Origin of the sequence: Actinophytocola sp. (genome assembly GCF_049647105.1) — a bacterium.
In the GTDB taxonomy this organism is placed as follows: domain Bacteria; phylum Actinomycetota; class Actinomycetes; order Mycobacteriales; family Pseudonocardiaceae; genus Actinophytocola.
Genome location: NZ_JBARWZ010000033.1, coordinates 1 through 21,606, shown reverse-complemented (window position 1 = coordinate 21,606; position 21,606 = coordinate 1). Strand labels below are relative to the sequence as shown.

Below are 21,606 nucleotides of genomic sequence, written 5' to 3'. Positions count from 1 at the left end.
TCTGGGGTTACCTGTGGCCGCCGTGCGGAGTGGCCGGTTTGCCGTTGCTGGCCTTCTTCGCGGACGGGTTGCCCGGCGCGATCGGCGCATGGCCGTCGTGCGGGCCGGTCGGGACCGGAGTCATGCCCATGGCCTTCATGTCCATCGGCGCGTGCTCGTGGCCGTGGAAGCGGTCGATGGCCTCCTGTGCGCCGGGCGGCAGGCTGCCGTCCGGGTTGCGGACCAGGAAGATGCCCGCCATACCGGTGTCGGAGTGGGACTGGACGTGGCAGTGGTACATCCACGCGCCAGGACCGACACCCTCACCGGCGATCACCTGGAAACCGAAGGAGGAACCCGGGTCCAGGTTCTTGTTGTCGAGCACGTGCGAGTGGTCGTTCGCGCCGGTGAGCATGCCCGTGCGGGTGTCCGCCCAGCGGTGCGCGTGCAGGTGGAAGGTGTGCGGCAGGTTGCCGTGGCCGATGCAGATCCACTCGACCCGCTCGCCCTCGTTCGCCTCGAACATGGGAGTGTCCGGCGCGACCTTGTTGTTGATGGACTGCTCGTTGAACACGACGGTGTACTGCCGGTCGGGCAGCAGGTCGCCGCGCCTGCGGACGATCAGACCGCCGTACAGGCCCCGCATCAGGCCGCCGGTGCCGTGGTCGCCGCCGAGCGCGTGGTCGTGGTAGTGCCAGAAGCCCGCGCTGCCCGGCATGTAGACCCCGTCCCGCTGGTACTGAGCGCGGGTGCGCCAGGTGTAGACGCGGGTCTCGCCGGGGTCGTTGAACGAGTTGTTGAACGGCGCGCCGTCCGAGTCGGTGTCGTAGTTGACGCCGTGCGGGTGGATCGACAGCCGCTGGTCGGTGTTGTTGACCAGCTCGATCTCGAGCGTGTCGCCCTCGTAGATCTCCAGCAGCGGGCCGGGGATCGTCGGCTTGCCAGGTTCCAGGGCGTACCCGACGAGGTTGGTCCCGGCGAGGGTCTCGGCGTAGAGGGTGAGCTGGCGGGTCTCGCCTGCCGCGGCCGACGCGGACTCGGCGCCGGCCGCCGCGGACACCGCGGCGACGCCGCTGGCCACTACGGCGGGGGCGAGCACACCCGCCGCCGCGGCACCGGCGAGCATCGATCGACGCGAGAGCGTCGGTCGGCCGTCTCTGTCCATTGTGGAACTCCGTTCATGGGCACGAGGAAGGAGCGGTCACACGGACCGCTCGGATTTGCTGCTGGAGACGCGACGCGACGCACAGATGGCACGTGGGTGACGTCCGTTGTCACGCTGCCTCGCCTTTCGGCCCGGGGTGGCTGTTCCGGGCGTCCCTCTGATGGCGTGGACATAGCCGCTTCCGACTAAACGACTCGAACTTATGTCGATCGCCGACGAAAGTTAAGGCCCAAATGGCGTAACGAAGCAGACAGAAAATGACAAACGATCATGAACGAGGACGGCCACCCGGCGTGTTTGTACACCGGGTGGCCGAATATGCCCGTCGTGTCCGACTGTGACCACTCAGTGGCAGACCGCTGAACTGTACGTGCGGGAGAGGCAGCTTGTCGCCCCTTCGTGCGACAACAGCGGCTCCGCCCGCGAAGCGGGCCGGGCGCCAGCCCACCACCGGCCTCCGGCGAGGAGGCCCGTCCGGCGAGGACAAGTACCCCACCAGGAGTCACGCCCCGGCGACGACCTTCCGTGCGGTGGCGGCGTCCGAAGCCGCCAGCGCCAGCTCGGCCAACCGCCTGCACTCGGCCACGGTCCGATCGGCCAGCGCCGCCCGAACGGCGGGCACCGACGGCGCCGACATCGACAACGACGTCACCCCCATCCCGACGTACACGCACGCCAGCAACGGATCGCCTGCCGACTCCCCGCACACCCCGACCGGCTTCGCCAGCTCCTGCCCGGCGGCGGCAACCCGGGACACCAGCTCCAGCACGGCGGGCTGCCACGGGTCCAGCAGATCGGCCAGCTCCCCGTTCATCCGGTCGGCAGCCATCGTGTACTGGCTCAGATCGTTGGTACCAAGGGAAACGAAGTCCACGGCAGCGAGGATCTGCCGCGCCTTCAACGCCGCGGCCGGGATCTCGATCATCACCCCCGCCGTCCGCAACCCGGCCTCGTGCACGAGCCCGGCGAACTCCGCCGCCTCCGCCGCGGTCGCGACCATGGGCGCCATCACCCACACGTCGGCGGAGGTGGCGGCCGCCGCCCTGGCCACGGCCGCCAACTGCGTGGCGATGACCGACGGATCCACCCGCGACGTGCGCAGGCCACGCACGCCGAGCGCCGGGTTGTCCTCGTCCGCCAAACCCAGGAACGGCAACGGTTTGTCCGCGCCCGCGTCGAGGGTGCGCAGCACGACCTTCCGATCCCCCGCGGCCTCGAACAGCTCCCGGTACGCCGTCTCCTGCTCGGCGACCGGGGGCGCGGACGTGCGGCCGAGAAAGAGGAACTCCGTGCGGAACAGCCCGACGCCCTCTCCCGGTACGAGGTCCTTCGCACCACCCACGTTGAGCAGCAACGGGATCGCGACACCGTCCTCGGTGCGGCCGGGGCCCGTCAGCGCCGCCGTCCGTGCACGTTCCTCGCGACCCGCCGCGACGATCTCCTCGGCCCGCGACGAAGACACCGGGACGACCGCGCCGGTGGTGCCGTCGACCGACACGACCGTTCCGTCGGCCACGTCGAGGATGCCGGCACAGCCCACGATCGCGGGCAGTCCACGAGCGCGGGCCAGGATCGCGGTGTGGCTGGTCGGGCCGCCGCGGCGGGTGACGATCGCGAGCACCGTCTCGTCGAGCAGCGCGGTGTCCGCCGGGGACAGGTCGTCGGCCACCAGCACGTACGGCACACCGGGGCGTGGCAGGCCGGGCATCGGCACGTCCATCAGCCACGCGACCGCACGGTCCCGCAGGTCCGCGAGGTCGGCGGCGCGCTCGGCGAAGTAGCCGCCCAGCGCGGCGAACGTGTCCTGCTGCTCGGCGATCGCGTCCGTGATCGCCCACGCGGCGGGCCGCCCCGCGCCGACCTTCGCGGTGACCGCCTCGGCGAGGGTCATGTCGGCGGCCATCATCGCCTGCGTGGACAGGACTTCCGCCGCCGGTCCCTCGACCCGCGCGGCGAGTTCGTCGAGCGAGGTCGCCACGAACCGCAGCGCCTTCTCCGCGCGTTCCGCCTCGTCGGCGCCCGGTGCCGGCACGTCGGCTGGCAGGACGGGCGGGGCACCCATCGCGTGGACGGGGCCCGCCGTGCGTCCCGGGCTGACGCCGAGCCCGTGCAGGTCCTCAGGCATCGAGATCCTTCTCCAGCACCTCGGCCATCGCCGCGAGCGCGTCGTCCGCGCCGTCGCCGTCCGCGGAGATGGTGACCGTGTCACCGCCGTGCGCGCCAAGCGAGAGCACCGCGATGATGCTCCGCGCGTCGACCGCCGCCTTCTCCCCGGTGGCGATCTTCACGATGACCTGCTGGGCCTTGGCGGTCTTCACGACGATCGCCGCCGGCCTGCCGTGCAGGCCGATCCGCGACCCGACAACCACGTCCCTCGTGGGCATGCGTCCTCCTTGACGGCCCGTCTACGGCTGGATGGTCACCTTGATCGCCGAACCGGACGACACCAGCTTGATGGCGTCGTGCAGCTCCGACAACTCGAGGCGGTGTGTGATCAGGTCGGCGACCGGCACCTGGCCGGACGCGATCAGCTCAAGGGCCTTCTTGTTGTGCGCGGGGCTGGAACCGTTGGCGCCCACGATGGTCAGCTCGCGGTAATGCACCAGGTTGGCGTCCAGCGTGATCGTCGGCCGGTCCTTCGGCAGGCCACCGAAGAAACTGATCCGGCCGCTGCGTGCGGCCATCTGCAGCGCGTCCTCCTGTGCGGCACCGGCCGCGGCCGCGGTGATCACGACGTCCGCGCCGCGCCCGTCGGTCAGCTTCTTCACCTCGTCGATCGCGTCGATCTCGGCCGAGCAGATCGCCGCGTCCGGGGCCACCGCCGCCGAGGACATGTCCAGCCGCGCCCGGTTCAGCTCCACCAGGAACACCCTGGCGGCGCCGCGGGCCCGCGCGAGCCGCACGTGCAGGCAGCCGATGGGTCCTGCGCCGATCACGACCACGTCGTCACCGGGACCGACCCGCGCAAGCTCCTGCCCGTTCAGCACGCACGCGAGCGGCTCGGCGACCGACGCCTCGGCGTAGTCCACGCCGTCGGGGATCCGGTTGAGCCCGTCGACCGCGAGCACCTGCCTCGGCACGATCAGGTACTCGGCGAACCCGCCGTCGTAGTGGTAGCCGACCGAGGTCTGGTTGGGGCACACCGGCATCCGGCCACGCGTGCAGTCCTGGCAGGTGCCGCACGGCACGGCGGCGATGACCTGCACCCGGTCGCCGGGGGCCCAGCCGGACACGTCCGGCCCGGCCTCGACGACCTCACCGGCGATCTCGTGGCCGATCACGCGCGGCGGCACCAGGTGGTGGTGGCCGTGGTTGAAGATCTTCACGTCGGTGCCGCAGGTCGAGCACTGCCGCACCCGGATCTTCACCTCGTCCTGGCCGGGATCCGGCTCGGGCGCCTCTTCAAGACGAAGGTCACCAGGGGCGTGGAAACGCGCCACCTTCATGGGTTACAGGTCCTTCCCTATCGATTCCAGGAGCTCGTACACGGCCTCGACGCTCGACGAGGTACGCAGGCGCTCCGCCTGCGCCGGGTCCATCAGGATCTGCGCGAGCGCGGACAGCACGGTCACGTGCTCGTTGCCCTTCGCCGCGATGGCCACGCAGATGTTGACGGTCTGGTCGTCCCAGTCCACGCCGCCGGGGAACTGCAGCACGCCGAGCGTGGTGCGGCGCACCAGCGCGCGGCTCTCGTCGGTGCCGTGCGGGATCGCGACGCCCTCGCCGATGAACGTCGACACGGACTTCTCGCGTGCCAGCATGGTGTCCGGGTAGCCGTCCTCGACCGCGCCCAACTCGGAGAGCACGGCGCCGCACTGGCGGATCGCGTCCCACTTGTCGGCGGCGGTCAGGCCAAGCCGGATGCCTTCCCTGGGCAGGACCTCCGCGTCAGCCACGGATCTCGCCGCCTTCCTTGATCGCGTTCTCCAGCCGGTCGAACGCGGGGTCACCGAGGAACATCCTGAACTCCACGACCACGGCGGCCGGCACGGTCGAGCGGGCCCGGTCGGCGAGGTCGGCATGCGTGAGCACGAGCCGCGCGTCGGCCGGGATGTCGTTGACGGCAACGTGTTCCACGGTCACGCCGTAGGGCTTGAGGCGGGTCCGTAGCTGGGACGCGAGCATCACGCTCGAACCCATGCCCGCGTCGCAGGCCACGACGATGCTCTTGACCTCGCTGCCCGAGATGACGGGCCGCGTCGTGGTGGTGGTGCCGCCCGTGTCGGGGGCGTCGGCGGCCGCCAACGGCTCTTGGGCCGGAGCGAGCTCGGCGTCGTCCGCGTCGGCGCCGTGGCCGAACTTCATCAGCGCGGCGGCGGCGATGAACGAGACGGCCGTGGCGATGGCGATGCAGAGCAGGACGCTCACGTGACCACCGCGGGGCGTGACCGCCAGGTAGGCGAAGATGCTGCCCGGCGCGGGCGGCGCGACCAGACCGGAGTTGGTCACCAGCGCGGTGCCGACACCGGCCATGCCGCCCGCGATCGCGGCCAGGATCAGCTTCGGCTTCATCAGCAGGTACGGGAAGTAGATCTCGTGGATGCCGCCGAAGAAGTGGATGATGATCGCGCCGGGCGCGGTCGGCCGGATCCTGCGCGGGCCGAACAGCCAGAACGCGAGCAGGATGCCGAGGCCCGGCCCGGGGTTGGTCTCGATCATGTACAGGATCGACTGGCCGGTCTCCCGCGCCTGCTCGAGGCCGAGCGGTCCGAACACGCCGTGGTTGATGGCGTTGTTGAGGAACAACGCCTTCGCGGGCTCGACGATGATCGACACGAGCGGCAGCAGGCTGTTGTCCACCAGGAAGTCGACGGCCCTGCTCGCCGCGTTGGTGAGCGCCTCGACGATCGGGCCGATGCCGACCAGGCCGAGCAGCGCCATCGCGCCACCGAGGATGCCTGCCGAGAAGTTGTTGACCAGCATCTCGAAGCCGGACTTGACCTTGCCTTCGATCGCGCCGTCGAACCACTTCATCAGCAGCGCCGCGAGCGGGCCGATGATCATGGCGCCGAGGAACATCGGCACGTCCGCGCCGACGATCACGCCCATGGTGGCGATCGCGGCGACCACGGCGCCGCGCTGGCCGTGCACCATCCGGCCGCCGGTGTAGCCGATGAGGATCGGCAGCAGGAACTTGATCGTGGGATCCACGAGCCCGGCGAGCGTCGCGTTCGGCAGCCAGCCGGTCGGGATGAACAGGGCGGTGATCAGGCCCCACGCGATGAACGCGCCGATGTTGGGCATGATCATGCCGGCCAGGTTGCCGCCGAAGCGCTGAACCCGGGCGCGGACCCCGTTGCCCGATAAGTTCTTCAGCTGGGAGACATCAGTCGTCATTGAATCCGCTCCATTGTCTCGGGGGTCTGCGGGTCGCTCCCCGGAAGTTGCTGCTGTCCTCCGCCGAGGGCACGGGTGAGGTCGATCGAGGCGTGCACCAGAACCGAGTCGCGGTCCACGTCGCCGGGACCCGGCATCCGGCTGCCCGGCAACCGGACCGCCGCCGCACCCCACGACAACGCCTCGATGAGGACATCCGCGCCGGTCACCCCACCAGCCAGATACCCGGCGAGCATCGCGTCGCCGGCACCGACCGCACTGCGCCCACGGTCGACCGGCGACTCGCCGTACCGCACTCCCTGCTCGTCCACCAGCACCGCGCCATCGGCGCCGAGGCTGGCGAGCACCGTCTTCGCCCCCCTTTCCCGCAACGCGACCGCGGCGCGCACCGCGTCGCCGAGCGTGTCGATCCCGGACCCGGCCGACTCGGCCAATTCGTCCCGGTTCGGCTTCACGAGCGTCGGCCGCGCGTCGAGCGCCGAGGTGAGCGCGGGCCCGGACGTGTCGACGACGAACCGGATGCCGCGCTCGGTCAGCCGCACGCCGAGGTCGCGGTAGAAGGTGTCCGGCACACCCGGTGGGAGGCTGCCGCTCGCGACCACCCAGTCGGCGGCGGCACCGGTGTCGAGAACCGCCTTGACGATGCGTTCCAGGTCGTCCGGCCCGAGCGAACCGCCCGGCTCGTTGATCTTGGTGACCTCGCCGTCCGGCTCGACCAGGCTCACGTTGGACCGCGTGTAGCCGGTGACCGGCACGGCGCACACGTCGATGCCATCCTCTTCGAGGAGCTCGCAGAGCTGCCTGCCCTCCGGCCCGCCGCGGGGCACGACCGCACAGGTCGGCAGGTTGTGCGCGGCGAGGGCACGGGCGACGTTGACGCCCTTGCCGCCCGGGTCGAGGCGGGTGCCGCTCGCCCGGACCATCGCACCGCGGACCAGCTCGGGGACCTCGATGGTGCGGTCAAGGCTGGGGTTCATCGTGAGCGTCAGGATCATGTGCGGATCACCCTTGGCCCCTGCACCTCGATCTCGGCCGCGGTCTGCGGGTCGAGACCGCTGTCGGTGATGAACATGTCGATGTCCGACAGCGCGGCGAACCGCGCGAGGTGGTCGGAGCTGAGCTTGGTGTGGTCGGCGAGCAGGATCGTGCGGCGCGCGGCGGCGACCATGGCCTTCTTCACCGCGGCCTCCGCCTGGTCCGGCGTGGTGAGGCCGCGCTGCACGGACATCCCGTTGGTGGCGATGAACGCGACGTCCACATAGGACTGTGCGAGGGCCTCCATCGCCCACGGGTCGACGCAGGCGAGCGTGCGCGAGCGGACCCGGCCGCCGATGAACAGGACGTTGAAGTTCGTGCGGCCCGCCAGCGACAGAGCGATGGGCAGCGCGTTGGTGAGGATCGTGAGCTGCCGGTCGACGGGCAGGATCTCGGCGAGGCGGGCGGTGGTGGTGCCCGCGTCGAGGAGGATCGAGCCCTCCTCGGGTACCTCGGCGAGCGCGGCCTTCGCGATCCGGTCCTTCTCCGCGCCGAGCACGGCGTCGCGGGCGGCGAGCGCGGGCTCGAACCCGAGCCGCTCGACAGGGATCGCGCCACCGTGCACGCGGCGGAGCAGCCCGTGGCGCTCGAGAACGGACAGGTCGCGCCGGATGGTCTCGCCGGTCACGGCCAGCTCGGCCGCCAGGTCGGCGACGTCCACCCGGCCCTCGCGTCGAGCCCGGTCCACGATGTGCTGCTGCCGCTCTTCTGCGTACATGTGGATTTACCACCGTTTCATCTGCGTATCGTTTTGTTTACCTGGTTTGACTGCGTCAAGTCAACACCCGGTTGACCGCAACCGCGCCACGACCAGCCTCTTGCCGGGCGATGTGAAATCGACGTAATATCCGCTTCTTGGGCCGACCAGTGGTGGTGAGCAAGCTTGTACTACGGCGGCTGGGGCAACCACCAGGAGTGGGAAGCACACGGATTTCGTCCCAAACCGCCTGATCCCGAGACTGATGACGCCGTGAGTGGCACGTTGCCCCCACCGACCCCGGCTTCCCTGCCGATCGGCCCGCGTTCCGTGGTCCCGGCGGGCCGCAAGTCGCTGGGCCGCCGGGGAAAGAACCAGAAGAAGCTCCTCCCTCTCGCACCACCGCCCACCCCGGCGCCCGACCTGGTGTCCCCGCTCGCGGACACCGGCCCATGGGTGGAGCCGAAGGAGGCGCACCCGTTGTCGTTGGAGGCGAGCCACCCCAAGCAACTCGTGCGCCCGTACACGCGTACCGGCGGCCGCACCCACGTGCACTACCGGCTGGAGCTGGAGACACTACTGTCGACGGCGCTGTCCCGCGTCCGCGACAGGGCCGCGCTGCGCGACGACCTTCGTGCCATCTATGACCTGTGCCGGACCCCGCACTCGACCGCCGAGGTCTCGGCACACCTCGGCCTGCCGCTGGGCGCGGCCCGCGTGCTGATCTCGGACGTCGTCGACCTCGGCCTGTTGCACGTCCACCAGTCGACCGCCGACAAGCCGACGCTGGACCTGCTGTACCGCGTGGCGTCGGGCCTGAAGAACCTCTGACCGTGACCGATCAGAAGGACGTGGTCCGCCGCGGCAACGACGTGCTGTCGCGCGCCTGAACGACAAACTCGTAGGTCCCGAACCGTGGACTCGCGGGTCCTGAACCGTGGACTCGCGGGTCCTGAACCGTGGACTCGCGGGTTCTGAACCGTGGACTCGCGGGTTCTTAAGGCGGGTTGGGGCCTGGTTGGCAGTGTGGGCAGTGGTAGGTGGTGCGGGTGTCCTGCTTGAGCACGAGTAGCCGTCCGGTGCAGCGAAGGCAGCCCTGGCGTGCGCGGCCGTAGACCCACAGGTCGCGGCCGCGGCGCGGGTCGCCGGTGGTGTTCCGGTTGGTACGCAGGGCGTTGCGCAGCAACAGCTTCCTGGCTACCCGCACGGTTTTCTCGACGTCCACATCGGACACCGGTGTCCACGGCGAGACACCAAGCAGGAAGCACACCTCGGCCTTGTAGACGTTGCCGACGCCGGCCATCACGGTCTGGTCGAGCAGCGCCTCACCGATCGGCCGCGCGGGGTCCTCTGTCAGGCGGCGCACGGCCTCGGCCTGGTGCTCGTCGGCCCAGTCCGGCGCGAGCAGGTCGGGGCCGAGGTGGTCGACCAGCCGGTATTCGTCCGAAGTGGACAGCAGCGCCATCTCCATCAGCAGGTTGCCGACGGCGGTCGTCCCCGGGATGCCGAGGACCGCACGGGTGCGGTGGGTGATGGGCGCGCGGCCGGTGTAGATCCGCCATGAGCCGTCCATGCGAAGGTGGCAGTGCAGGCTCAGCGACCCGTCGAACCGCAGGAAGAGGTGCTTGCCGACCGGCACGGCCCGCTCCAGCACCCGGCCCTTGAGGTCCACGGTGGACAGCCGGGGGTGCCGCAGCTCCCCACGCACGAGGGTGACACCGGCCAGCGCCTCGGTCAGCCGATGCGCCGTGGCATAAACGGTGTCACCCTCGGGCAAGTCCGCCTCCCCGGAATTTCACAGTGTTGGTCCCGGCCCAGCGACGCCCGCGGACCGCAGGCGGTCAGTGGCTGAGTGCCGTCACGTTCCCATGAGCTAACTGTCGGTCAGGCGCAGACTTGCGCGCAAGGATCCATCGGACATGCCCCAGCCTAGGCTGGAACCAGTGCGCGCCGCTTCTGCTGGACCATGGTCGCGGCCAGCGCGGCCAGCGCGATCAGCACCCCACCGGTCATGGTCAGCGCCATCGCCGGGCCGTCGTTACCCAGCACGCCGACGACCGGGGCGATCAGCGCACCCAGCCCGAACTGCGCGGCGCCGAGCAGTGCGGCCGCGGTGCCCGCCGCCTCGCCGTGGCGGGACAGCGCGAGCGCGGGTGCGTTCGGGAGCACGAAGCCGACCGCACCGAGCAGTAACAGCAGCGGGACCAGGAAGCCGATCAGGCCACCGAATCCGGACGCCGCGACCACCACCAGCACCGCGCCGAAACCGAGCCCCGCCGCGAGAGCGCCGAACACGATCTGCTGCGCCGTGAAGCGGTTGAGCAGCACGACGTTCAGCTGCGACGCGCCGATCAGCGCCACCGCGCCGATGGCGAACACGATCCCGAACTCCTGCTGGGACAGCCCGAACGTGTCCTGCAACACGAACGACGAGCCCGAGACGTAGGAGAACAGCGCGGACATGCCGAGCGCCGCGACCAGCGCCAGTACCACGAACTGCCTGTCGGTGAGCAGCATCCGGTAGGTGGCGAGCACCGGCCGGACCGCGCTCGCGCGCCTGCGCTCCGGCGGCAACGTCTCCTTCAGCAGGAAGATCGCGACCAGCAGCAGCACCACGCCAAGCGCCGCGAGCACCGCGAACACCCCGCGCCACGAACCGGACAGCAGGATGCCCGCGCCGATCGACGGCGCGAGGATCGGGGCCGCGCCCATCACGAGCATCAGGCGGGACAGGATGGTCGCCGCCGCGCGCCCGGTGAACAGGTCGCGGACCACGGCCATGGCGACCACCATGGCGGCCGCCGCGCCGACGCCCTGCAGCGTGCGCAGCAGGCCGAGGACCAGCACGTTCGGCGCGACCAGCACCAGCAGTGATGCGGCGATGTGCACCGCGGTGCCCGCGATGAGTGGCCTGCGCCTGCCGACCGCGTCGGAGAGCGGGCCGATCACCAGCTGGCCAAGCCCGAGGCCGACGAGCGTGCCGGTGAGCGTGAGCTGCACCGCGGACTCGGAGGCCATGAGGTCCGCGCCGAGTGCGGGCAGCGCGGGAAGATACATGTCGATGGTCAGGGGACCGAGAGCGATGAGCGCGCCGAGAACGAGGATGATCCTCAGTCTCGCGGCTCCAGTTGGCGACTCTGCCGACTGCTCCGAACGGTCCAGGGAAGACGGACTGTGCAGAGTGGCCTGTTCCATGATCGGCGACAACTCCGCCCGTGCGGAGTTTGTTCCCGTCTCACGTCAGCACGGCTACTTCCGTTGCCAGCAAACGAGACTGTGTTCGGTCTCCGAGTGCCCCCCATCCCTTCACTGCTGCGACTGCAGCGCCCGTTCTAACACCTATCGCCGACCGAACATCAAGAGCAGTTCACAACCTCTGTACCTGGGCATAGTTCCCCTGGCTCTACTCCGCGTAATTCCGCGATCACGTTCGTCACACTCGCGGTGGCTTGTTGTAGTCATCGTTTACCGGCACGGTCATGACGGGCTTGCCGTATTGCGAGCCAGTAATCGAAATGGGAGATTGATCATGACCGCGAACCTCGCCACCGTCAGTGCAGTACCGGATACCGAGAAGGAGTCGCGCGACCCGAAGACATTCATGTCCAACGAACAGTGGGATCGGCTGGTCGCGCTGATGGTGCGGGACTACCCGTGGGACACCGTGATGGCCGACCGGGTGCTGGGGCAAGCCGTCGCCTACCTGATCACGGCGATGGAGACGTGGGGGCAGAACCTGGAGATCGGCTGCGGGTTCCTGGTGGACGTCGGCGTCCACACAATGATCCTCGACACTCCTTTCTACAGGGAGTTCTGCCAGAAGTACCACGGGCAGTTCCTGGAGCACATGCCGGAGATCGCCAGGAAGGTGGACGGCTCCGTCGAGAAAACGGCGAAGGTCATCGCAGGTAACGGCTTCGCGATCGATTGGCCGCTGTGGCAGGCCGACTTCGCGAACTGCACGCCGTGCCGGCCGGGTCACAGCCACTGATCAGATATCGCCGTCTTCCCACCGACGGATGTCCTCCTCCAGGTCATCGTCAGTGTAGGTCGGTGGATTCGTCGTAACACGCTCGATCCATTCGCGAATGACCGCGCCGGCCCCGTGCACCGTTTCGTGGGTGATGCGCTCGTGAACCGCGAAGAAGGCAAGTACCCCTTGGGTCGCGGCGTCGCTGCGATGACAACGAGGGCAGAGCGTCACCGTTCGATAGCTGGCGATGCTCTGCCCTCCAGTCCAGTCCACCTGCATTGGCACGCGCACTGCCAACAGCAGTTCGCCGCCGCAGAGCTGGCACGGCAGGCACGGACGCAGCTCGATTCGGGGTCCGGTCATGCGCTGCTGGTCGACTCCACGGTGATCCCTCGAATGCTCTTGAGTTCACCGACCAGCGCCCCTGACACCTTCACCGGAAAGTCCGGTACGGCCATCCGTATCTCATGGGTGCTGCACACCACGATCTGAACCGGAGTCTCGCCGCGGTGCGCCTCCAAGGCCGACTTCAGCTCGGCTACAGCGTCCTGATCCAACTGCGCCGCATCCGCTCGCAACACAAACGGCACCTCTGCGGCGGCGATGGGGTTGTGCTCAGCGTCGCTGATGTCCAGCGTGACCAGTGCCCCGGCGAAGATGCTCATTGCGTCGTCCCGCCAGTTCACCCGGCCTTTGACGGCGACCGCGCTGTCAGCCACCAGTTCCTCGTTCATCACCGAATAGGACTTGGCGAAGAACAGGGCCTCGATCGAGGCGTCCAGATCCTCGATCGTGCAGATTGCCCACGGCTCGCCCTTCTTGTTCACCCGCCGGTCCACGGACGCGATGATGCCGGCGACCACGACTTCGCCCTCCTTCGGAGCGTCGTCTACCAGCATGGCGATCGGCTTCGGGGCGTGCTTGCGCAGGATGCCCTCGGCGCCGTCCAACGGGTGCGCGGAGACGTACAGGCCCAGCATGTCCCGCTCATAGGCCAGAAGTTGCTTGCGGGGCCACTCCTCCGCCGTGAACTTCAGGTGCGCCAGTGGGCTGGAGTCACTCGAAGGGGCGGATCCGTCCTCATCGCCAAAACCGAACAGGTCGAACTGGCCCAACGCCTCCTGGCGCTTCAGGCCGACGACCGCTTCCACCGCTTCTTCGTGCACCTGGACCAGTGACAGCCGGGTGTGACCCAGCGAGTCGAATGCGCCCGCCTTGACCAGGGACTCGATCACTCGCTTGTTGCAGACCACCAGCTCCGACTTGTCGAGGAAGTCAGCGAAGGAGGTGTAGGCACCCTTTTCCTTACGGGTGCGCATGATCGACTGGGCGACATTGGCACCCACGTTTCTAATTGCTCCGAGTCCGAATCGGATGTTCCCGTTGACCGCCGAGAACGCCACTGCGGACTCGTTCACGTCCGGCGGCAGCACCTTGATCTTCATCCGCCGGCACTCAGCGAGATAGATCGCGGACTTGTCCTTGTTGTCGCCGTTGCTGGTGAGTTGCGCGGCCATGAACTCGGCCGGGTAATGCGCCTTCAGATAGGCGGTCCAGTAGGAGACCAACGCGTACCCAGCGGTGTGGGACTTGTTGAAGGCGTACCCCGCGAACGGAAGCATGACCTCCCACAGCGTCGTCGCGGACTTCTCGCTGAACCCCTTGGACTTCATGCCATTGAGGAACTTCTCGGATTCCTTGGCGATGACCTCGGGCTTCTTCTTACCCATCGCCTTACGCAGCAGGTCGGCTTGCCCCATCGAATAGCCGCCAAGCTGCTGGGCGATGGCCATGACCTGCTCCTGGTACACGAGCAGGTGGTAGGTCTCTCCCAGGATGGGTTCGAGCGCCTCTTTCAGCTCGGGGTGGATCGCCTTGATCGTTTGACGACCGTTCGAGCGGGCCGCGTAGTCCATGTGCGCGTTGACAGCCATCGGTCCTGGCCGGTAGAGCGCCAGGGCCGCCGACACGTCACCGAAGTGAGTCGGCCTCATGGCCTTGAGCAGCGTCCGCATGCCGCCACCATCGAGTTGGAACACTCCCAAGGTCTCGCCGGTGGCCAGCAGCTCGTAGGTCTTCTTGTCGTCCAGCTTCAGCGTGTCGAAGTCGATGGCCCGGCCGTGGTTGGCCTCCACCTCACGGACCGCGTCATCGATGATGGTCAGTGTGGACAGACCGAGCAGGTCCATCTTGAGCAGACCGACCGACTCACACGGCTCGTAGTCCCAGCCCGTGATGATCGACCCATCGTCGCGCATCCACAGCGGGAGGATGTCCAACAGTGGCTCGGAGCTGAGGATGTGGGCGCACGCGTGGACCCCGGCGTTGCGGATCAGACCTTCCAGGCCCCGCGCGGTCTCGAAGATCGTCTTGACCTCGGGGTCGTTCTGGACCAGGGAGCGGACCTCGGCGGCCTCGTTGTAACGCTCGTGCTCGGGGTTCACGATCCCGGACAACGGGATGTCCTTGGCCGCGACCGGCGGGGGCAGCGCCTTGGTGATCCGGTCGGCGATGGCGAAACCGGGCTGGCCGTGGTGGACACGAGCTGAGTCCTTGAGCGCTGCCTTGGTCTTGATCGTGCCGAAGGTGATGACCTGGGCGAAGTTCTCTTTGCCGTACTTGTCGCGCACGTAGGCGGCCACCTCGTCGCGACGGCGGTCGTCGAAGTCGAGGTCGATGTCGGGTGGGCTGTCTCGCTCCGGGTTCAGGAACCGCTCGAAGATCAGCGAGTGCTCGATCGGATCCAGATTGATGATGTGCAGGATGTAGGACACCAGCGCGCCGGTCGCCGAGCCTCGGCCCGGTCCGACCCGAATGCCCTGTGCCTTGGACCACCGAACCAGGTCACCGACGACGAGGAAGTAGGAGGCGTAGCCCTTGGAGCAAATGATGTCCAGTTCGTAGTCGATCCGACGCCGGTATTCGTCGGTGGGCAGGCCATCCGGGTACCGCGAGGGGATGTACTGCTCCACTTCTTCCCGCAGCAGGTCCGCCTCGGTTTGACCCGGCTTCACCGGGACCTTCGGCATCCTGTCGACGGGGGAGAACACCTCGTCGTAGGACTCGACTCGCTCGGCGATCAGGAGGGTGGCGTCGGCCGCGCCGGGGACCTCCTTGTCCCAGTACTCGCGCATCTCCTCTGCCGACTTGAGGTAGTAGCCGGCCCCGTCGAACTTGAACCGGTTTGGGTCCGTCAACGTCTTGCCGGTCTGGACACACAGCAATGCGGCGTGCGCCTCGGCCTGGTCGGGCGTCACGTAGTGGGAGTCATTCGTGGCAACCGCCTGGAGGTCGAGCTTGCGGGCGATGTCCAGCAGACCTTCGCGCACCGAGCGCTCGATCGGCAGCCCATGGTCCATCAGCTCGACGAAGAAGTTCTCCCGGCCGAAGATGTCACGGTAGGCGGACGCGGCCTCGAACGCCTCCTTGGCCTGCCCGAGCCGCAACCTGGTCTGCACCTCGCCGGACGGGCAGCCCGTCGTGGCGATGATCCCCTCCGCATGCTCGGAGATCAGGTCGCGGTCCATGCGGCCCTTGCGGTAGAAGCCCTCGAAGCTCGCCCGCGACGACAGCCGGAACAGATTGCGCAGGCCGGTCGGGTTGGCGGCCACCATCGTCATATGGGTGAACGCGCCACCACCCGACACGTCGCCACCCTCGCCGCCCTCGTCGACGCCGCGTTGCTTCGCCTCACCCCAGAAGATCGGCTTCTTGTGGTAGCGGCTGGCCGGCGCCACATAGGCCTCGATGCCGATGATCGGCTTGACCCCGGTCTTGCGGGACGCCTGGTAGAAGCTGAACGCGCCGAACATGTTCCCGTGGTCGGTGATCGCCACCGCAGGCTGGCCAAGCTCCTCCGCGCGGGCGAACAGCGGCGCCAGCTTCGCCGCTCCGTCCAACATGCTGTACTCAGTGTGTACGTGCAGGTGGACGAACGAATCAGGCACAGAGGACTCCCTAGATCTCGGCGCGATACGAGGACACTACCGGCCGTCAGACCCCAGTCGGCGGCACGACACAGCCCCCGTCGCCGCGAGGTGTCGGGGCCGTCTCGGCTCGTTAGCGGTCGAACCGGCCAGCGTCGATCTGCCGGATGAACACGGGCAGGCTGGGCGAGGCCAACAGCAGCAACGGGCTGGCGTGGCCGAGCTTGGAATCGCGCACTCCGGCGTAGCCATAGACGCTGAAGTTCAGCTCTACACAGCCGTTCTGCCCACCGCTGTAGCTGGACTTGAACCAGCCAGAGGAGGTAGTGAGGGCATCGCGTGCCGTGGTCGCGTCCATCATCGTTCCTTCGCTATCTTGATCTTGACGAGCGCTTCTCGGGACTCGCCAGGACGGAGGGCCTGCATTTGCAGGCGTTCGAACACCCGACGGAAATCGGTCACCTCCGCTGGGTGTTCGTAGTACATGCCGCGCACGCGGGTCTCGACGTAGACCGTGCCGGGGTCGCCCTCGAACTCGGCGGGGTAGTCCAGGATAGTGAAGGTTCCCTCGACGCCCGCGTGCGCACCGGCACTGTTGGGCAGCACCTGGATCTCGATGTTGGTCCGCTCCGCCATCGTCCGCAGATGTGCCAGCTGCGCTTGCATCACCTCGGGTCCGCCGACCAGGCGTTGGAGCGCGCATTCGTCCAGCACTGACCACAGCTGAGGTGCACCCTCGTCACGATCCAGGATCTTCTGCCGGGTCATCCGCAGCTCGACCTTGGTGTGGATCTCGTCGTCGGTCAGCCGGCGCTCTCCGGCGCGGTAGAGCGCCTCGGCGTACTCCCGGGTCTGAAGCAGACCGGGGATGATCGTGTCGTACGAGCTGATCCGCGCCGCGCCATACTCCAGACCCAGGTACAGCTCCAGCCAGTCGGGCACGGCGGCGGGGAAGTTGATCCACCAATCCTTGCCCTTCTGTGCGGCCTTGATCAACTCGCGGAAGAACGGCACTCGCTCGGGCTTCCCGTACCAGTTGAGCAGCACCTCGACGTCGCTCGCCGAGGGCAGCCGCACGGCGTTCTCGTAGTGCCGGTACGCCGTGACGCCCTTGTCGATGCGCGCAGCCGCGTCGATCGACTCGTAGCCGCCGGCTTCGCGTAACCGCTTCAGCTCGATGGCGATCCACCGGCGCAAGGCGAACCTTGACGTGTTCGCCACCACGGCAGTCTCACCTCCTACCGGGAGTAGTCGCTGCTCAGACAACGGGTCACCCGGATAGGCCATATCTGACCGTAGCGCGCTACAGGCGTAGTGGGCTACAGTTCGTTACGGCTACCAAATCTTTCTGGCTACAACGGTATCCCCCGGCAGGGCGAAGGAGGTACGCAGCATGTCGGTGACCGACGATCCCGAAGGCTGGCCGGGCGTGTTCCGGCCGTTCAAGCACCATGTCCCGAGTGATGCCCGCCGGCTCCTGGTGGGCGGCTCCCTCGTGGTGTTCGCCGCCTGCAACGCACCATGCCGTCCTCTGGACGATCGCTCCACTGGCCTGAAGTGGTGCTCCATCTGCCGGCGACATCTCGATCTCGCCGCACGGCTCTCGGCTGGATCCGATCATGAGTCCAACAGCCTTTCTGCTGCTCCCGACCCGCGGTAACCCCATCATCGACATCCTTTACGACCTGTACGGCCAAGAGAGCCGGCGCACTCACTGAGACTCCGGCGGGCGCGAGTGACCCCCGCCCTCGGCCCGCCGGTCCCTATTCCTTCCCGGAGTCCCGTCGCGGGTTGACCCGCGTGACACCCGAGTTCCGGTGGACGTGCCCCAGCCCCGCCAGGCACGTCCACCGGCTACAACCTCGTTGGTCTGGATGCGCTCGTAGCTCGGGGGACCAAGCAGAAGCCCCAGGCTCGCAGGTTCGAATTCTGGCGGGGCGAGCAAGAGACCGTTGGTACAGAAAGGAGCCGGTGGCATGACGAGCGCAGTCGAACGGATACCCGCAACGGTCTCGCGCGTGCTCGGCGACGAACTGCTCTCACTTCGAAGGGGGCACGGGTGGACACGCCGTGACCTGCTGGAGCGATCAGGGCTGGACATCGCGCTTCAGACGCTCGCGACCTACGAACTGGGCACCCGGCAGTGCACAGTCGTTCGACTCTGGGAACTGATGGAGGCGATGGAGGAACCGCTGGACGAATTGGTGATCCGCGTGATGCAACGCATCGGCGAACAGCAGGTCTCCGGGCTCATCGTCGACCTGCGCGCGGCGGCGCGGACCACCATGACCGACCTGGGGCCGTTCAAGGCGTGGGCCAGGGTTCGACTGCGCACATCGCCGGAGAGTCAGACCCCGTTCGTGCGGCTTGGTCGCGCGGCGCTGGAGGCGCTTGCCAAGGTGTGCGGGATCGACCTCGATTATCTCGTGCGTCGACTCCGGGACCGCCGTACCGGACTGATTTGCGCAGGCAGTCGACTCATGGGTTAAGCATCCAGAAAGCGCTTTCGGGATACCGGCCATGTCCCGGCAGACGCGTCCTTCCGCCGCGGAGAAACGCACGCGATGGAGGTCCGGCTCCCATCGTCGCGGGAATGAACCTATGGTCGATGGCAACCTCAGAGCGCTCTCAGGTGTCAAGAAGGGTGAGGGACGGAGGTGGGCGCGTGCGCTACCGGATGCTGGGGAACGTCGCCGCGCACGACGGCGCCCGCTGGCAGGCGATCGCCGCTGCCAAACCCAGGGCCCTGTTCGCCGCGTTGCTGATCCACGCAGGCGACGTGCTGACCGTCGACCAGCTGTTGTTCGAGCTGTGGGGTGACCGGCCGCCCCGCAGCGCGCCCACCCAGATCCACGGGTACGTGCTGCGGATCCGCCGCATTCTCGGTGAGAGCCGCGCGCAGTCGCTCGTCAACACCGGGCCCGGGTACCGCCTCGTTGCCGGGGACGGCGAGATCGACAGCCGGGTGTTCGCGGAGTGGTCGGCGGACGGCCGGGCCGCGCTGCGGGCAGGCGACGCCGCACACGCGACCGCGCTGCTCGGTGACGCGCTCGCCATGTGGCAGGGACCCGCACTGGCCGACGTGCCCATCTCGCCGCTGGTCAGCGGGACCCGCAGGCGGCTGGCGGAACTGTGGCACCTCACGTGGGAGTCCAGGGTGGAGGCCGACCTCGCGCTCGGCAGGCACACCGGGCTGGTCCCCGAACTCGAACGGCACGTCGACGCCCATCCGCTGCGGGAGCGGCCGTGGCGGCAGCTGATGCTCGCGCTCGACGGTGCCGGCCGCCGCGACGAGGCCATCGCCGCCTACCAGCGGGTGCGCACGATCCTCGTCGACCACAGCGGCATCGAGCCGGGGCTCGAGCTGCGCAGGCTGTACGACGACCTGCGCAAGCCGCGCCCCCACCTCGTGCCGAAGGTGCCGAAGCTGATGGGGCGTGCCGCCGAACTGGCCGCGCTGGACACCCTCGCCGATGGACGCGGCCCGGTCGTCACCGCGGTCACCGGCCCCGCCGGGATCGGCAAGACCGCGTTCGTGCGGCACTGGGCTGGCCGGGCGAAGGACCAGTTCCCGGACGGCAGGCTCTACGCCGACCTCAAGGGCTACGGGCAGGACGAGCCCGCCGCGCCCGGCACCGTGCTCACGACGTTCCTGCGGGCACTCGGCGTCCCGGCGCACGCGGTGCCAGCCGACGTGGACTCCAGGGCCGCGCTCTACCGGTCACGGCTCGCGGACGGGCGGGTGCTGGTGGTGCTCGACAACGCCCGTGACGCCGACCAGGTCCGGCCGCTGCTGCCGGGCCCTTCACGGTGCGTGGTCGTGGTGACGAGCCGCGACGACCTGCGTGGGCTCACCGCGACCCACGGTGCCCACCTGCTGCGCCTGCCCGTGCTGGAGCCCGCCGCCGCGGTCGCGCTGCTCGGCGGCACCAACCCGGACGTCGAGGAGCTGGCCGCGCTGTGCGGGCACCTGCCGCTCGCGCTGCGGATCGCGGCACGCAAGCTCGCCGCCCGCACCCCGGTGTCCGCGCTGGTGGCGGCGCTGCGGTCCGGCGACCTCGACGAGTTCGCACACCGCAGGGCCGCGGTCCGCGCCGCGTTCGACGCCTCCTACCGGGCGCTGCCGGAGGCGGCACGGCACGTGTTCCCGCTGCTGGGGCTCACCCCGGGCCGCGAGTTCACGGCACCGGCGGTCGCCGCGCTCGCCGGGCTGCCGGTGGCGGCGGCCGAGGCCGTGCTCGACCGGCTCGCCGCCGCGCACATGGTCGAGTCCCGCGGTGGTGGCCGGTTCACCTGCCACGACCTGATGCGCAGGTACGCGCTGGAGCTGGCGCCCGACGACCCGGCCGCGAGGCGGCGGCTGGCCGACCACTACCTGGCAACCGTGCGGCACGCGGCGGCCCTGGTCAGCCCCGGCATGGCGCTGGCGCCGTGCGCGCCGGTCCCGACGACCGTGGTGCCGTTCGCCGACCACGCGGCCGCGCTCACGTGGCTCGACGCCGAACGCGCGAACCTCATCGCGGTCGGCGGGTGGCGCGTGGTGGACGCCCTGCGCGCCTACCTGGCGATGCGGACCCCCAGGGCCGACTGGGCCTCGGCGGCGAGGGCCGGGCTCGCGGCCGCGGTCGCCGAGGGCTCCGTGATCGGCGAGGCGGCGATGGAGATCTCGCTCGGCAGGCTCGCGTGGAGCGAGGGCCGGTACGCCGACGCGCGCACCCGGTACCTGCGGGCGCGGACGCTGGCGTCGCGGGCGGGCTGGCGCGAGGGCGAGTCGACGGGCCTGAACGGCGCGGGCCGCGCGGAGATCGGGCTCGGCAGGCTCGAGCAGGGGCGGGCCGTGCTGGCCGAGGCACTCGCCATCGACCGGGCCGTCGGCTTCCGTGCCGGTGAGGCGCGGGAGCTGCACGACATCGGGCTGGCCATGCAGCAGCAAGGTCTGCTGGCGGCGGCGATCGAGCACCAGGAGCGGGCGCTGGCACTGTGCATGGAGATCGGCGACCTCCGCGCCCAGTGCCTGGTGGCGGACGCGCTGGCGTGGGCCCGTCAGCTGACCGGGCAGACCGAGGCACTGCCGGCGGCACTGACCGAACACACCTCCGCGCTCGCGCTGGGCGCGGGCATCGGCTGGGAGGCCGCGCAGGCAGGCGCGCTGCGCAAGATCGCGGCCCACCACCGGGACGCGGGCCGCTTCACCGCCGCCCGCGACCACGCCGAGCGCGCGCTGGCCCTGGTCCGCGCGGGCGGCGAGCACCACGTGCGGGTGGACGTGCTCACCGTCCTCGGCGACGCGGCCGCGGGCCTCGGCCACTACGCGGTCGCCCGCCGCCGCTACACCGACGCGCTGAACGCGGCGGGCTCGTCCGGTTACGTCACGGGCCGCCTCGACGCCCTGCTCGGCATCGCGGAGCTGCACGTCCGCAGCGGCGAACCCGCGACGGCGGAGGTGTGGGCACGCAACGCGCTGCGCGCCGCCCGCGCGGGCGGTCTGCTGTTG

19 protein-coding genes are annotated in these 21,606 nt (G+C 69.1%); 5 read left to right on the top strand and 14 right to left on the bottom strand.

What is annotated here, in order from left to right; genetic code table 11:
* Positions 1-7 precede the first annotated feature (7 nt).
* The 8 genes from WBA97_RS04725 to WBA97_RS04690 all read right to left on the bottom strand — a co-directional run bounded on the left by WBA97_RS04725 (position 8) and on the right by WBA97_RS04690 (position 8,234).
* Positions 8-1,105, bottom strand: coding sequence for a multicopper oxidase domain-containing protein (locus WBA97_RS04725; RefSeq protein ID WP_424229438.1), 1,098 nt, complete (start codon positions 1,103-1,105; stop codon positions 8-10).
* Positions 1,106-1,646: 541 nt separating this feature from the next.
* Positions 1,647-3,269, bottom strand: coding sequence for a phosphoenolpyruvate--protein phosphotransferase (gene ptsP / locus WBA97_RS04720; RefSeq protein ID WP_424229437.1), 1,623 nt, complete (start codon positions 3,267-3,269; stop codon positions 1,647-1,649).
* Positions 3,262-3,528 carry an HPr family phosphocarrier protein gene (locus WBA97_RS04715; protein ID WP_424229436.1) on the bottom strand — a complete coding sequence of 89 codons (267 nt, stop codon included), beginning with the start codon at positions 3,526-3,528 and terminating at the stop codon, positions 3,262-3,264. Before WBA97_RS04715 ends, ptsP begins: the two co-directional genes overlap by 8 nt.
* 21 nt (positions 3,529-3,549) lie before the next feature.
* Positions 3,550-4,590 carry a zinc-dependent dehydrogenase gene (locus WBA97_RS04710; RefSeq protein WP_424229435.1) on the bottom strand — a complete coding sequence of 347 codons (1,041 nt, stop codon included), beginning with the start codon at positions 4,588-4,590 and terminating at the stop codon, positions 3,550-3,552.
* A 3-nt stretch (positions 4,591-4,593) separates the two neighbouring features.
* Positions 4,594-5,040, bottom strand: a complete 447-nt coding sequence (locus WBA97_RS04705; RefSeq protein ID WP_424229434.1) for a PTS sugar transporter subunit IIA — start codon at positions 5,038-5,040, stop codon at positions 4,594-4,596.
* Entirely contained in the window at positions 5,033-6,481 is a 1,449-nt protein-coding gene (locus tag WBA97_RS04700; protein ID WP_424229433.1) for a PTS mannitol transporter subunit IICB, read from the bottom strand. The genes WBA97_RS04705 and WBA97_RS04700 overlap by 8 nt, the downstream gene beginning before the upstream one ends.
* Positions 6,478-7,476, bottom strand: a complete 999-nt coding sequence (gene pfkB, locus WBA97_RS04695) for a 1-phosphofructokinase (protein WP_424229432.1) — start codon at positions 7,474-7,476, stop codon at positions 6,478-6,480. Before pfkB ends, WBA97_RS04700 begins: the two co-directional genes overlap by 4 nt.
* A complete protein-coding gene (locus tag WBA97_RS04690; protein WP_424229431.1) occupies positions 7,473-8,234 on the bottom strand; it encodes a DeoR/GlpR family DNA-binding transcription regulator in 762 nt (253 codons plus the stop codon). The genes pfkB and WBA97_RS04690 overlap by 4 nt, the downstream gene beginning before the upstream one ends.
* A gap of 252 nt (positions 8,235-8,486) precedes the next feature.
* On the opposite strand from WBA97_RS04690, the gene WBA97_RS04685 reads away from it, so the two are divergent.
* A complete protein-coding gene (locus WBA97_RS04685; RefSeq protein WP_424229430.1) occupies positions 8,487-9,044 on the top strand; it encodes a DUF742 domain-containing protein in 558 nt (185 codons plus the stop codon).
* Positions 9,045-9,210: 166 nt separating this feature from the next.
* On the opposite strand, the gene WBA97_RS04680 is transcribed toward WBA97_RS04685, so the two are convergent.
* Positions 9,211-9,990 carry an Fpg/Nei family DNA glycosylase gene (locus WBA97_RS04680; protein ID WP_424229429.1) on the bottom strand — a complete coding sequence of 260 codons (780 nt, stop codon included), beginning with the start codon at positions 9,988-9,990 and terminating at the stop codon, positions 9,211-9,213.
* A 152-nt stretch (positions 9,991-10,142) separates the two neighbouring features.
* Positions 10,143-11,408 (bottom strand): multidrug effflux MFS transporter, encoded by a 1,266-nt coding sequence (locus tag WBA97_RS04675; protein ID WP_424229428.1) that lies wholly within the window; start codon positions 11,406-11,408, stop codon positions 10,143-10,145.
* Positions 11,409-11,742: 334 nt separating this feature from the next.
* Here WBA97_RS04675 and WBA97_RS04670 point away from each other — a divergent pair, with 334 nt between their 5' ends.
* Complete coding sequence (locus WBA97_RS04670) at positions 11,743-12,204, top strand: hypothetical protein (RefSeq protein ID WP_424229427.1); 462 nt, start codon at positions 11,743-11,745, stop codon at positions 12,202-12,204.
* Here the strand turns inward: WBA97_RS04670 and WBA97_RS04665 are convergent, their stop codons facing one another.
* The 4 genes from WBA97_RS04665 to WBA97_RS04650 all read right to left on the bottom strand — a co-directional run bounded on the left by WBA97_RS04665 (position 12,205) and on the right by WBA97_RS04650 (position 17,333).
* Positions 12,205-12,549 (bottom strand): DUF6300 family protein, encoded by a 345-nt coding sequence (locus tag WBA97_RS04665; RefSeq protein ID WP_424229426.1) that lies wholly within the window; start codon positions 12,547-12,549, stop codon positions 12,205-12,207.
* Positions 12,546-16,133: a DNA polymerase III subunit alpha gene (dnaE, locus tag WBA97_RS04660; RefSeq protein WP_424229425.1), complete on the bottom strand. Its 3,588-nt coding sequence runs from the start codon at positions 16,131-16,133 to the stop codon at positions 12,546-12,548. Before dnaE ends, WBA97_RS04665 begins: the two co-directional genes overlap by 4 nt.
* Positions 16,134-16,245: 112 nt before the next feature.
* Positions 16,246-16,473, bottom strand: a complete 228-nt coding sequence (locus WBA97_RS04655; protein ID WP_424229424.1) for a DUF397 domain-containing protein — start codon at positions 16,471-16,473, stop codon at positions 16,246-16,248.
* Positions 16,470-17,333 carry a Scr1 family TA system antitoxin-like transcriptional regulator gene (locus tag WBA97_RS04650; RefSeq protein WP_424229423.1) on the bottom strand — a complete coding sequence of 288 codons (864 nt, stop codon included), beginning with the start codon at positions 17,331-17,333 and terminating at the stop codon, positions 16,470-16,472. Before WBA97_RS04650 ends, WBA97_RS04655 begins: the two co-directional genes overlap by 4 nt.
* Positions 17,334-17,505: 172 nt before the next feature.
* Here WBA97_RS04650 and WBA97_RS04645 point away from each other — a divergent pair, with 172 nt between their 5' ends.
* From WBA97_RS04645 to WBA97_RS04635, 3 genes are all read left to right on the top strand, one after another.
* Positions 17,506-17,772: a hypothetical protein gene (locus tag WBA97_RS04645; RefSeq protein WP_424229422.1), complete on the top strand. Its 267-nt coding sequence runs from the start codon at positions 17,506-17,508 to the stop codon at positions 17,770-17,772.
* Between the two features lie 316 nt (positions 17,773-18,088).
* The gene (locus WBA97_RS04640) at positions 18,089-18,601 is read left to right on the top strand and encodes a helix-turn-helix domain-containing protein (protein ID WP_424229421.1); all 513 of its coding nucleotides are present in this window, start codon (positions 18,089-18,091) and stop codon (positions 18,599-18,601) included.
* Positions 18,602-18,777: 176 nt separating this feature from the next.
* A partial coding sequence (locus WBA97_RS04635; protein ID WP_424229420.1) for a BTAD domain-containing putative transcriptional regulator occupies positions 18,778-21,606 on the top strand: 2,829 nt, incomplete at its 3' end.

Bases quoted from the DNA above. Each gene is read 5' to 3' on its own strand.
- WBA97_RS04710 (WP_424229435.1), bottom strand. From the start codon at position 4,590: ATGAAGGTGGCGCGTTTCCACGCCCCTGGTGACCTTCGTCTTGAAGAG.
- WBA97_RS04655 (WP_424229424.1), bottom strand. From the start codon at position 16,473: ATGATGGACGCGACCACGGCACGCGATGCCCTCACTACCTCCTCTGGC.
- pfkB (WP_424229432.1), bottom strand. From the start codon at position 7,476: ATGATCCTGACGCTCACGATGAACCCCAGCCTTGACCGCACCATCGAG.
- WBA97_RS04665 (WP_424229426.1), bottom strand. From the start codon at position 12,549: ATGACCGGACCCCGAATCGAGCTGCGTCCGTGCCTGCCGTGCCAGCTC.
- WBA97_RS04700 (WP_424229433.1), bottom strand. From the start codon at position 6,481: ATGACGACTGATGTCTCCCAGCTGAAGAACTTATCGGGCAACGGGGTC.
- WBA97_RS04690 (WP_424229431.1), bottom strand. From the start codon at position 8,234: ATGTACGCAGAAGAGCGGCAGCAGCACATCGTGGACCGGGCTCGACGC.
- WBA97_RS04715 (WP_424229436.1), bottom strand. From the start codon at position 3,528: ATGCCCACGAGGGACGTGGTTGTCGGGTCGCGGATCGGCCTGCACGGC.
- WBA97_RS04675 (WP_424229428.1), bottom strand. From the start codon at position 11,408: ATGGAACAGGCCACTCTGCACAGTCCGTCTTCCCTGGACCGTTCGGAG.
- ptsP (WP_424229437.1), bottom strand. From the start codon at position 3,269: ATGCCTGAGGACCTGCACGGGCTCGGCGTCAGCCCGGGACGCACGGCG.
- WBA97_RS04725 (WP_424229438.1), bottom strand. From the start codon at position 1,105: ATGCTCGCCGGTGCCGCGGCGGCGGGTGTGCTCGCCCCCGCCGTAGTG.
- WBA97_RS04645 (WP_424229422.1), top strand. From the start codon at position 17,506: ATGTCGGTGACCGACGATCCCGAAGGCTGGCCGGGCGTGTTCCGGCCG.
- WBA97_RS04640 (WP_424229421.1), top strand. From the start codon at position 18,089: ATGACGAGCGCAGTCGAACGGATACCCGCAACGGTCTCGCGCGTGCTC.
- WBA97_RS04670 (WP_424229427.1), top strand. From the start codon at position 11,743: ATGACCGCGAACCTCGCCACCGTCAGTGCAGTACCGGATACCGAGAAG.